This is a genomic window from Streptomyces sp. NPDC043176, from assembly GCF_056436715.1.
Genome location: NZ_JBWKCA010000003.1, coordinates 251,179 through 262,210, shown reverse-complemented (window position 1 = coordinate 262,210; position 11,032 = coordinate 251,179). Strand labels below are relative to the sequence as shown.

At 71.3% G+C, this 11,032-nt stretch carries 12 protein-coding genes; all 12 read right to left on the bottom strand.

The features are described from left to right. Positions 1-71: 71 nt before the first annotated feature. The gene (locus AC067A_RS06225) at positions 72-335 is read right to left on the bottom strand and encodes a hypothetical protein (protein WP_478615208.1); all 264 of its coding nucleotides are present in this window, start codon (positions 333-335) and stop codon (positions 72-74) included. Further along, complete coding sequence (locus AC067A_RS06220) at positions 322-555, bottom strand: hypothetical protein (RefSeq protein ID WP_478615206.1); 234 nt, start codon at positions 553-555, stop codon at positions 322-324. The genes AC067A_RS06225 and AC067A_RS06220 overlap by 14 nt, the downstream gene beginning before the upstream one ends. Positions 556-578: 23 nt before the next feature. Next, positions 579-1,490 carry a peptidoglycan-binding protein gene (locus AC067A_RS06215; RefSeq protein WP_478615203.1) on the bottom strand — a complete coding sequence of 304 codons (912 nt, stop codon included), beginning with the start codon at positions 1,488-1,490 and terminating at the stop codon, positions 579-581. Between the two features lie 62 nt (positions 1,491-1,552). Then, positions 1,553-1,948 carry an ATP-binding protein gene (locus AC067A_RS06210; protein ID WP_478615200.1) on the bottom strand — a complete coding sequence of 132 codons (396 nt, stop codon included), beginning with the start codon at positions 1,946-1,948 and terminating at the stop codon, positions 1,553-1,555. A 43-nt stretch (positions 1,949-1,991) separates the two neighbouring features. Continuing rightward, entirely contained in the window at positions 1,992-2,576 is a 585-nt protein-coding gene (locus AC067A_RS06205; RefSeq protein ID WP_478615198.1) for a hypothetical protein, read from the bottom strand. After that, entirely contained in the window at positions 2,576-3,682 is a 1,107-nt protein-coding gene (locus tag AC067A_RS06200; protein ID WP_478615195.1) for a hypothetical protein, read from the bottom strand. Before AC067A_RS06200 ends, AC067A_RS06205 begins: the two co-directional genes overlap by 1 nt. 12 nt (positions 3,683-3,694) lie before the next feature. Further along, positions 3,695-4,831 (bottom strand): hypothetical protein, encoded by a 1,137-nt coding sequence (locus AC067A_RS06195; RefSeq protein ID WP_478615193.1) that lies wholly within the window; start codon positions 4,829-4,831, stop codon positions 3,695-3,697. 32 nt (positions 4,832-4,863) lie between these two features. After that, positions 4,864-6,054, bottom strand: a complete 1,191-nt coding sequence (locus AC067A_RS06190; RefSeq protein ID WP_478615190.1) for a hypothetical protein — start codon at positions 6,052-6,054, stop codon at positions 4,864-4,866. 64 nt (positions 6,055-6,118) lie between these two features. After that, complete coding sequence (locus tag AC067A_RS06185) at positions 6,119-7,315, bottom strand: hypothetical protein (RefSeq protein ID WP_478615187.1); 1,197 nt, start codon at positions 7,313-7,315, stop codon at positions 6,119-6,121. Positions 7,316-7,424: 109 nt separating this feature from the next. After that, positions 7,425-8,348 carry a phage distal tail protein gene (locus tag AC067A_RS06180; RefSeq protein WP_478615186.1) on the bottom strand — a complete coding sequence of 308 codons (924 nt, stop codon included), beginning with the start codon at positions 8,346-8,348 and terminating at the stop codon, positions 7,425-7,427. 218 nt (positions 8,349-8,566) lie between these two features. After that, positions 8,567-9,820, bottom strand: coding sequence for a phage tail family protein (locus AC067A_RS06175; RefSeq protein WP_478615183.1), 1,254 nt, complete (start codon positions 9,818-9,820; stop codon positions 8,567-8,569). Beyond that, the gene (locus AC067A_RS06170) at positions 9,817-11,028 is read right to left on the bottom strand and encodes a phage tail protein (protein ID WP_478615180.1); all 1,212 of its coding nucleotides are present in this window, start codon (positions 11,026-11,028) and stop codon (positions 9,817-9,819) included. The genes AC067A_RS06175 and AC067A_RS06170 overlap by 4 nt, the downstream gene beginning before the upstream one ends. Positions 11,029-11,032: the final 4 nt, after the last annotated feature.

Below are 11,032 nucleotides of genomic sequence, written 5' to 3'. Positions count from 1 at the left end.
GCAGTGCGAGACCGAAGGGCGGTCACCCCGTGGGGGGTGGCCGCCCTTCGGCGTTCCCCTCGGAAGGGGGGTCAGCGCGCCGCCAGTTCCCAGACCGCGACGAGGAAGCCGGCGCTCGCGGTCAGCGCGGCGATGCTGGCCAGCGGCCAGCGGGCGCGTTCCAGGGAGTCGAGGCGGGCCTCGTGGTCGGCGAGCTGCTTGTCGGTCTGGTCGCTGCGCTGCACCAGCAGCGCGAGCGAGCCGTCGACGCGGGCGAAGCCGGCCTCCAGGGTGCCGCGGAGCCGCTCCAGTTCGAGGGCGACGGCGACGGGGTCGTTCGGATCAGACTCGGTCATCGGCACCGCCAGGGGTGCTGCGCAGCCAGGAAGGCAGCAGGTTCTGCACCAGGTCGAGGGCCATCACCCGGGCCAGCCCGCCGGCGACGGCCAGCGCCCCGGCGACCCAGGGGAGGGTCTCGGGGACACCGGAGGCGTCGACGACGGCGGGCAGGACGACGGCGATGCCGACGGCGGACTGGAGGACGGTTCGGGCCGTGCGCTTTGCGGCATCGGACATCGGTGTGCTCCTTGGTGGGGGGATTACTTCGTGTACGGGACCTTGAGCGCGTTCCAGGACGCGGCGCCGGGGATGCCGTCGGCGGCGGAGCCGCGGAAGCCGAGCTTGTGCTGCCACTTCGCGTAGCCGAGCCGGTCGGCCTCGCCCCAGCGGGGGCCGGGACCGACGGTGTACGCGGAGCAGCCCTCGGCGACGAGGCGGCGGCCCATGGCCGTGATGATCGGGGAGCTCGTCTCCTTGCGGAAGAACGAGGAGCCCGGGAACGGCTGGAGACGGGGCGCGGCCGGCTTGCCGGCGGCGGGGGCGTTCTTGACGGGCGCCTTGCCGAGGCGGGTCTGGACCCGGTCGCGCATGGTCGGCATGCCGAAGCCCTTGGGGTCGCTCTTCCAGTCGGACCACTCCAGGTGGCCGATGACGGACTTCGCGCCCCACTCGTGGGCCCGGCACAGGGCGGCGGAGACCCGTTCGATGGCTTCGAGCTGGGCGGCCGGCCACGGGTCGGTGCCGTTGCCGAGGTTGACGCACTCGAAGCCGTAGAAGCGGGAGTTGCCGTCGACGGCGTGGGCGCTGCCCTGGTGCTCGCGGGGGGCGGGCGGGCGGTCGGCGTACGTCTCGGTGACGACGGCCTGGAGGACCGACGGGTCGCCGCCTCCGGCGTGGTTGGCGCGCCCGGAGCCGACGAGGTGGACGCTGCCGTCCTTGGCGATGACGCCGTGGCAGAGCGGTCCGGGCAGCCCGTCGTAGCCGTTGTAGCAGAGCTCGACGGAGGAGGCCGTGCCGCTGGAGACGGTGTGGTGGATCATGACGCCGACCACCGGCCCCCAGGTGCCGACGTGGTTGCGGTTGTGGGTGCGCCAGCCGGGATGTTCGACGACGTTGACGCCTTCGGCGCGGAGCGCGGCGAGGAACCGGTCCGCGGACAGGGGAGTGGCCATCTGGTGTCCTCCGGGCATGAGAAAAGCCCGCACTCGGGCGGGCGTACGGGTGGGGCAGAGGGTTACGGGGCCGGCTCCGGCTCCGGGGTCGGCTCGGGCGCCGGGGCCCAGGTGGCGCAGAGGGCGGCGTAGGCCGCGCGGCGGGCCTCGAAGTCGGCGAGCGCCGCCGCGACGGCCCGCTGGACGGCGGTCGGGTCGGGTACGGCGGGGACGCCGTTCCTCGCCTCGACGACGACCAGGCCGTAGCCGCGCAGGGTGGCGTCACCCGTGCCGGTCCTGGCGAACTCCGCGCTGACCTGCACCGACGGGTACTCGCCGGTGAACGGGTCCCGCTCCAGGGTGTAGCCGAGCCCGTTGTCGAAGACGCGTACGGAGAGGTGGTGGCCGTTCTCGGTGACGGAGGCGCGGCCGGCGTAGTCGATGGCCACGCCCCAGGGCTGGGTGGGGTCGATGTTCATGGTGGGCTCCTCTACGGCCTCGTCGGCCGTGGTGGGCGGACGGTCAGGTCTGGGTGCCGTACATGCTGACGGTCTGGGCGTACACCGTGCCGCCGGCGCTGGTGACCACCGCGTGGACCTCGACGGTCATGACCTTGCCGAACTTGACCGGCAGGTCGACCGGCAGGAAACCGGTGTGGTCGAACGGCTGCCCGGCGTTCACGGTCGGGCCGAACTGCTGGCCGTCGACCATGACCTTCACCTGGCCGGTCGCGCCGCTGGACGCCCTCGTGTACATCATCAGCCGCATCTTGGGCTGCCAGACCGGGTTGAAGGACTGGGCGATGGGGGTGAAGGCCGTGCTCGTGGTGGACGGCCACTTCGCCACGTTCAGGTGGTCCACCGGCGGCATCAGCTGCAGCCACGGCCGGGCGAGGCCGCCCGTCGCGACGTCGTCCGCGAAGAGCTCGTGGTTGTAGGCGTCGAAGACCCGGAGGACCGGCTTGGTCGGGTTCGGTTCCCCGGGCTGGGGCGGGAGGGGCCGGATCTCGTTGAGAGGAGGACGGGTGTTGACCGCCGTGGACAGCGCCTGGATCCGGCGCTCGATCTGGATCAGCCGGTCGATGATGTTCTCGGGCAGCAGGGCCATCAGCCCTCCTCAAGGGCGAGTTCGGCGGTGTCGGGCCGGCCCCGTTCGGCCGGCCGGACCTTGACGCCGACGATGCGGTACCGGGCGTCGAGGCCCGTCGCGTGCCATTCGTCGGTGATGCGGATGCGGGCGGTGCGCCCGAGGAGCGTCGGGGGGACGATCCCGGCGAGCCGGATGCTGATCTCGGGGATCTGCACCGAACCCCACGGCATGTCGACAGCCGCCTGGGCGAGCGCGTTCAGCGTGGTCCTGTCGCTGATGTCGTTGTGGTCCTCGGACAGGTCGATCTGGGGCCAGACGTCCGGGAGCGGCTTCGACGGCACCTTGACGTCGGACATGGTCGGCCTGGACTCGGTGCCCGCGTTGCTGTTCGTCGAGGCGCCGCGGACCATGGCCGTGGTCCCGCCGCGGGTGGCGTCGTCCGGAATGGAGTACGACAGGATCGCGCCGGGCCGGTCGAAGACCATGTCGGTGGCGCCGGTACGGATGGGCGAGCCGAGCTTCAGCTGGCGGACCCGCCTGCCGTCGTTCGGATCGCGGTAGACCAGGATCTGGTACTCAAGGCCCTGCGCGATGAGCTGGTCGAGGGCCTCCTGGTAGGTGGTCTCGTCGCCGTACCGCCAGGACGCCGTCCGCAGGACGGGGGACAGCTCGTTCACGTCACCGACGTCGATCTCGCTGACGCCCAGGCCGCCGGACAGGCTGCTCCAGAGGCTGCGGGCGATGGTGAACTGGTCGGTCGGCTGGGTGAACCGGTTCTCGAACTCGTTCGTGCGGATGCGGCGGCGGCCCGCGTACGAGTCGAAGGTGGAGGCCTGGATGCCCAGGGTCAGCACGCCCCGGCCGCTGGACTGCAGGTCGGTGGTCCAGACGATGCCGCCCCACCACAGGTCCCCGCCGCGCTCCAGGTAGACCGTGGTCCGGCCCGGCTTGATCCGGTGCGCCCGCTCGGCGATGGCGCGGTCGGGGATGGGAACGGTGCCGGACAGCGAGCCGGCCCGGCCGATGTAGTCCTCGAACGACACGTCCCGCAGCGGCAGGATGTCGAGGGTCGTGTCGGAGAAGAGGTCGCAGAAGATCGCCCGGTAGGGCGTGTCGATTGCCATGGGACGGCCCCCTTACAGGACGTAGGTCGCGGAGATGCGCACGGTCCGGCCGGACGTGAGGAGGCCGTTCGGGGACCAGGTGCGCAGGTTCACCTGTCCGCTGGGCGCGATGTAGGCGGCGCCGCTGGCGAAGCCGTCACAGGCGGAGGCCTCGTAGTCGAAGGCCGGGCGCCACCCCGCGGGCAGGGTGCACAGCGGTTCGTCGTTGATGTTGCCGGCGCTGTTGGAGGTGATGTCGGCGCCGCTGCGCATGACCGTGATGAGGACGGTCGCGAGGCCCCGGCTGCGCCGGGCGGCGAACGCCACGACGGACCAGCCGGTCAGCGGCGTCGTGCCGGTCGTGGTGGTCTCCACCTCCACCGGCGCCTGGTAGTTCGCCCAGGCGGTGCCGTTCCAGCGCTGGAGGACGCCGTAGTTGTCGCGGAACTGGCCGACGTACGACGCGGTGGACACCGTGCCGCTGGGCGCGACGCCGCCGATCTCCTTCGGGTACGCGACCCAGGCGGTGCCGTCCCAGCGCTGGAGGTAGTGGGCGTTCTCGTTGTCCTGGTACTGGCCCGGGTAGGAGCCGGGGACACCGGCGTTGTTGTAGACGGGCAGGATGCCGCCCACGCCGACGACGGTGGTGCGCAGGTCGGTCGAGGCGCCGCCCGCCCAGTCGATGCCGCCGGTGCCGGCCGAGGCTCCGGCCTTCACCTTCACGGAGAAGAGGACGAGGGAGAGCGGGGGCGCGGCCGGGGCTTCCGGCTGCGCCTTCGGCGTGCCCTTGACGACCTCCAGGACGGCCTCGTTCCGGGTGAGGCTGTCGAACTCGTCGTCGTACACGCGCAGCACGACGAGGTCGATGCGCGGGTTGAGCGGGTCGCCGTCGCCGAAGGTGACGACGGTGTCCGCGTCGAGGGTGACGGGGTAGGCGCCCTGGTTGTTCGGGCCCTGGATGACGGCGCGCCCGGCGTAGACGGTCGCCGTCATCGGGCCGCTGGAGCTCATCCAGAGGCCGCCGATCCGGTACTTGCCGTCGATCGTGCCGGGCAGGATGCCGGAGCGCGAGGCGAGCGGGTTGGCCGGGGTGGCGGCGCCGTGGGCGGTGAGGCGGGTGGTGACACGGGTCTGGCCGGTCGGGGGGAGCCAGCCGCTGCGCAGTGCCATGGTGTTCTCCTGTCGGGTGGGTGGATCCGGGACTACGGCAGCGGGTCGACCTTGATGAACGTGTTGTCGAAGCCGGCCTTGAGGGTGAGGGTGTTGGCGATCACCCGGAAGAAGGCCGTGAGCGTGTACGTCGCACCCGCGGTCAGACCGGAGTAGCGGCGGATGTTGGCCAGCGAGATCATGTTCGCGCTGGCGCCGATCACCGCGTAGTCGTCCTCGAGGTCGTTGACGACCGTCGCGCCCTGGGTGAGCTTCAGCCCCATGTACGCGTAGTGGTCGTTGCTCCCCGACTTCATCTTGGCGCCGAAGCCGACGGCGACGGTCCTCGACGGCGGGGCGACGAAGCTGACCGTGAGCGGGTTCGTGGCGCGGCCCGCGAGCGTCGAGGTGTACGTGGTCGAGGTGGTGTCGCCGTAGTCGCCGTTGTCGACGAAGGCGCCGACCGCGACGGCCGGGATCCACGCCGAACCGTTCCAGCGCTGGAGCTGGCCGGTCGCCGTGTCGCGGTACTGGCCGGTGTAGCTCGCCGGCGTGGCGGAGGCGGTGTTCGGGATGATGCCGCCGAGCGCCGACGGGTACGACACCCAGTTGCCGCCGTCCCAGCGCTGGAGCGTGTTGGCCGCGTCCTGGTACTGGCCCGGGTAGGCGCCCGGACCGGTCTGGCCCTCGGCCGGGAGGATGCCGCCGAGCGCGACGACCGTGGAGCGCCGGTCCTTGAGTGAGGTGTTCCACGGGATGCCGCCGTTGCCCGCGCTGGCGCCGGCCGGGACGAGCACCTCGTACAGGGGCAGGCAGCGCGCCGGGATCAGCGGGACCTTCGGGGTCTGCTCCGGGGTGCCCTGGATGATCTCGAGCTTCGCCTCGGTCTTCGTCGAGGAGTCGTACAGCGTGTCGTAGATCTTCAGGACGATCACGTCGATGCGGCCGTACTGGGCGTTGCCCGGCGTGAAGGTGACGGTCGTGGACGTCGGCAGCGTCACCGGGTAGACGCCCTGGGTGATCTCGCCCTGGATGACGGCCCGGCCCTCGGAGACCGTGGCCGTCATGGCGCCGGAGCCGAAGGTCCAGAAGCCGGCGAGCCGGAACGTGCCGTCGTACGAGCCGGGCAGGATGCCGGAGCGGACCTGGACGGGGTTTTGCATCGTGGTGACACCGGTCTGGGTGAGCCGGGTGTCCTCGCGGGTCTGGCCGGTCTCGGCGACCCAGCTGCTGCGCAGGTTCATGGGGTTTCTCCGATCGAAGAGTCGGGGCGGGGGTGGAACGGGATCGGGGGTCGATCCGGTGGAGTCAGGACCTGATCCACTCGGCCGAGAGGTTGCAGGAGTAGCCGCCGCCGCCGAGGGTCCGCACCGCGGTCGGGTTCGTCTGGTAGGCGGAGAGCTGGACCGTGCTGCCGGCGGTGAGCTTGACGAGGCCCTGGCCGCCGACGACGACGGGGCCGCCGCCCGCGGGCGTGAGCCAGGTCATCCGGGGGACGCCGACGCCGCCGACGACGATCCGGGTGCCGCGCATGCCCTCGAAGGAGTCGCTGGTCCAGGCGGTGTGGCCGGACACGCGCCACCAGCCGGTGCGCGGCACGGTGAAGGTGTCGGTCCCGTTCCAGCCGTTGAAGTCGTCGATGTCGACGGTCTGGAGGGTGACCGGGGTCCACACGGCGAACGGGATGGACTGGTGCGCCGTCTGCGAGGCGCTGAACAGGATCGTCGCCTTGCCCTCGGCGTACTGCCAGGCGGTGCCGTCCCAGCGCTGGAGCACTCCGGCGTTGTCCCGGAACTGGCCGGTGTACGAACCGGTCGTCACCGTGCCGTGCGGCGCGATGCCGCCGATCGCCTTGGGGTACGAGACCCAGTTGCCCGCGCCGCTGCCGTCCCAGCGCTGCAGCAGCCCGGCGGTGTCCCGGTACTGGCCGGTGTACGCGCCCTTGAAGCCGCTGGTGGGCATGATGCCGCCGAGTGCGACGACCGCCCAGTGCTGGGTGGTGACCGCGGAGCCCCACAGCACGCCGCCGGTGCCGGCCGAGGTGCCCTTCGGGACCCGGACCGTGTAGAGCGGGAGCGTGCTGCCGGTGCCGCTCGCCGGGGCGACGGGGTTGGCCGAGGGCGTGCCCTTGACCAGGCGCACCACGGCCTCGGTGGTGCCGCCCTGGTCGAAGGCGCCGTCCACGACGGCCAGCTCGATCAGGTCGATGCGGTCGTACTGCGGGTCGCCGTCCGCGAGCGTGAAGCTCTCCGGGGCGGTGACGGCGACCAGGTAGGCGCCCTGGGCGGTGTCCTTGCCCTGGACGATCGCGCGACCGGTGCCGATGGTGCACTGCATCGGCGTGCTGCCGGTCAGGACGAAGCCACCGGGGACGATGCCCGACCGCGAGCGCAGCGGCGTCTCCTCGAGGCTCTGGCCGCTGGGGGTGAGCAGGGCGGCGAGGGTGAGACGGGTGTCCTCGCGGGTCTGGCCGGTGGACTGGAGCCAAGCGGCGCGTACGGTCATGGGGTCACCTCTCCGGAAGGGGGCGGGTCGGTCGGGGTGGAGGAACGGCTCGGGGGTGCCCCGCCCGGTCGGCGGGACACCCCCCGGGGGGACGGTCAGCGGGTGGCGGTCACCATTCGGCGCTGCGCCAGCGCACCGTCATCAGGGAGGCCGCGGTGCCCTCCTCGGGTCGGAAGGACAGGTCGGTCAGGCCGGGCTCCAGCACGAACAGCTCCTCCGGCGTGGAGTCCGCCATCGCGGTGTGCAGGCGGGAGGCCGAGTTGTTGAGCATGACCGTGCCCGCGCGCGTGTCGACGGTGAGCTCGTCGCCGGCCGCCAGGTCGATCGCGTACCGCAGCCGGCGCCGGGTGACCCGTTCGGTGACGGCCGGCATGGAGCACGGGCCGCGGAAGACGATCACCGGGTGGCAGGCGGCCGAACCGGTGTTCTCGATGACGACGTCACCGGTGCTCGTCGCCTTGCCCCAGCTGAGCGGCCAGGTCAGCGGCCAGGTCAGGCCCGACTCCGGCTGCGGGGGAGTGGTCGTGACGACCTGCTCGGCGACGGCGTACCTGCGCGGGTCGGAGGCCAGCCACTGCACGGACATGCGGGAGCTGCCCTGGGTGGCGAAGCCCTGGTCGGCGGGGACCACGCGCTGGGCGATCCGGGCGCGGACGGCGAGCAGTTCGCCGTGCAGCCGGACGGTGAGCCAGCGCTCCTCGTCGAGGAGGGCGAGCGCCTGCCGCAGCGCGCGGACGGCACCGGTCGTGCCGCTGTACTCCGGCATCAGCACGATCGTGCCGCCGACCTTGCGCGGCTTGGCGAACCGGGCGCCGGGCCAGGCGCCGTGCGAGGTGGGCCGGTCGGCGTCGGAGGAGTCGTACTCGGGCAGGTCCTCCCAGCCCGACAGGCCGGACTTGTCGACGGCGAAGGGGGTGCCGGGCCCGATCAGGAGCCCGGCCCACTGCATCTGCCCGTCCTGGGTGATCAGCGAGCCGGGCGCGAGGTCGGCGGTGTAGGAGTTTCCGGCGTACGGGGTCGTGGTCTCGGCCATGGGGCCGTCACCTCACTTGGGATGGGGTCAGCGGTGGGCGGACGGGCGCGAGTCGAAGCGCGGGCGTCAGCGGTGGGCGGACGGGCGCGGTCGAAGCGCCGGCGTCAGCGGTGGGCGGACGGGCGCGGTCGGAGCGCCGGTGTCAGCGGTGGGCGGACGGGCGCGGTCGAAGCGCGGGCGTCAGCGGTGGGCGGACGGGCGCGGTCGGAGCGCCGGTGTCAGCGGTGGGCGGTCGCGAGGAACAGCAGGTCCTCGGCGGTCGACCGCGGACCGGCGCCGGGCTCCTCGTGGAAGTCCCGGATGCGGTGCGGTTGCGGCAGCGGCTCGGTGAGCGCGGGGACGCGACGGTTCTCCAGCTGGGAGAGCGAGTCGATGCGGTAGTCGTCCGCGCCTCCGGGCGAGACGATGCCGCCCTCGGCGAGCATCGGGATCTTGTCGAGTTCGACGCCGAACTTCTTGCCGGTGAGCGGGATCTCGAAGCTGAGCTTGTTGAGTCCGTCGATGATCCAGTTGACGAAGGCGATCAGGCCGTTGACCGGCCCCTTCACGACGCCGATGACCGCGCTCAGACCGCCCTTCACCAGGTCGCCGATGCCCCGCAGGGCGTTGCCCACCGCGTCCTTGGCGGTGCGGAAGAAGCCGGGGATCTTGTCGGTGATCCACTGGGTCACCGGCTGGACGGCGCTCTTGATCCCGCCGATGGTGCGGGACGCGATGCCGCGCAGCGCGTTCGAGGCCGAGGAGACGGCGGAGCCGATCTTGGAGATCCCGCCGATCACCGATCCGACGATCTTGAGCCCGGTCTTGAAGACGGTCAGGTACGCCTTGACGTACGTGCCCACGGCCTCCCCGAGGGTCTTCATGAACGGCTGGATGAACTTCCAGACCGCCTGGAAGCCCTTCAGGGCCTGCTGGAGCACCTGCCTGATGATCCGCTGACCGGTCTCGGAGTTGACGGCCAGTTCGATCAGGTACGCCGCGACGGGCACGATCAGGCCGACGAGGAAGCCGAGCGGGTTGGCCCGCATGGCGACGTTGACGCCTGTCATGGCGACCGAGGCGATGGTCATGACGATGCCGAAGGTGCCCATCAGGCCGGAGATGACGTCCGTGACGGGCAGCAGCGGCAGCAGGATGCCGAGGATCATGCCGGCGCCGGTGCCGATCTTCCCGGCGGCGGTGCGGGCCTTGCCGGCGGCGGTGCCGAGCCGCTTGACGCGGGGAGGCGCGGTGGACTGCTTGATCCGCGTGACGGCGGTGGCGGCGCCGGAGGCGTTCTGGCCGAGGGTGCGGAGGGTGGTTCCGGAGTTCTTGGCCGTGGCGGCGAGGGTGCCGATGCCGCTCGCCGCCCGCTGGACGTCCTGTCGCAGGTTCTTCAGTGCGCCGCTCGCTCCGCCGAGGCCCTGCCGCAGGGTGTTCATCGGCGCGGTGGCCACGCGGAACCTGGGCATGGCGACGAGCGCGGCACTCATGCGCGTGCTCCTCGCGCCTTCACGAGGTACATGAGCGCGTCGGCGGTCGCGTGCGGGTCACTGTTGCGGGCCGCGTGGTAGTGCTCGATGTGCAGGCCGGGCCCGGCGGTCCCGCCCTGGACGCCGGCCTGGCCCGTGCGGGCCCGGCGGGCGGTGAGGGCGAGCAGCCGGTCCAGCTTGGACAGCGGCAGGACGGCCTCGGCCTCGCCGGCCTCGGCGAGGATCGCCGGGACACCGCCGTGGCGGGGCATGACGACACCACCGGTGGCGAGCATGGGGATGGTCGGCAGGTTGACGCCGAAGGTCTTGCCGCCGACGACCGGGACCCAGCCGGGGACGCTGACCTTGACGCGGTTGAGGCTGCCGATCATCGAGTTGATGAGGCCGATGACGGCGTTGATCGGGCCCTTCACACCGCTCTTGATGCCGTCGAACGCCCGGGACGCGATGTCCTTGAGGCCGTTCCAGATCGACGACATCTTGTCCTTGACCGCGCTGAACGCGTTCGGGATCGCGGACTTGATCCAGTTCACCACGGGGGTGATGACGGCCTTGATGCCGTTCCAGACGGTGCTGATGACCTTCTTGATCGCGTTCATCACCGTGGTGATGACGGTCTTCCAGATCTTCACGTACGTCTTGATGACCGTGGCGACGGCCTTCACGACGGTGGAGATGGCCTTCTTGATGCCGTTCCAGACCGTCTTGATCAGGTCGCCGGCCTTCTTCATGATCGGGCCGATGGCCTTCATGACCGAGCTGATCACGGTCTTGATGGCGCTGAACGCCTTCTTCATGACCGTCTGCATCGTCTTCGAGCGCATCGCCATCTCGACGATCGTCTCGATGAGCGGCATGAAGAGTTCGAGCAGCCGGACCAGGAAGTTGCCCTTCATGGACTTGTTGAGCTTGTCCTGGCCCTTGGCGGCCTTGCCGGCGCCGGACTCGTACTTGCCGAGCTTGCCGCCGGCCGACTGAGCGGTGTCACCGGCCTTCTTCATGGCCCGGTCGGCCTGCTCCGAGGCCGTCTTCAGGTTCTTGAGCTGCGTACCGGAGCCCTGGGCGGCGGTCTTCAGGTTCTTGAGCTGGCCGTTGGCCGCCTTGCCGGCGTCGCCGACCTTCTTGACCGAGGTGCCGGCGCCGGACGCCTGGGTCTTGAGGTTGCCGAGGGCGGTGGACGCGTTCTTGAGGTTTCTTACGAGAGACATGGGT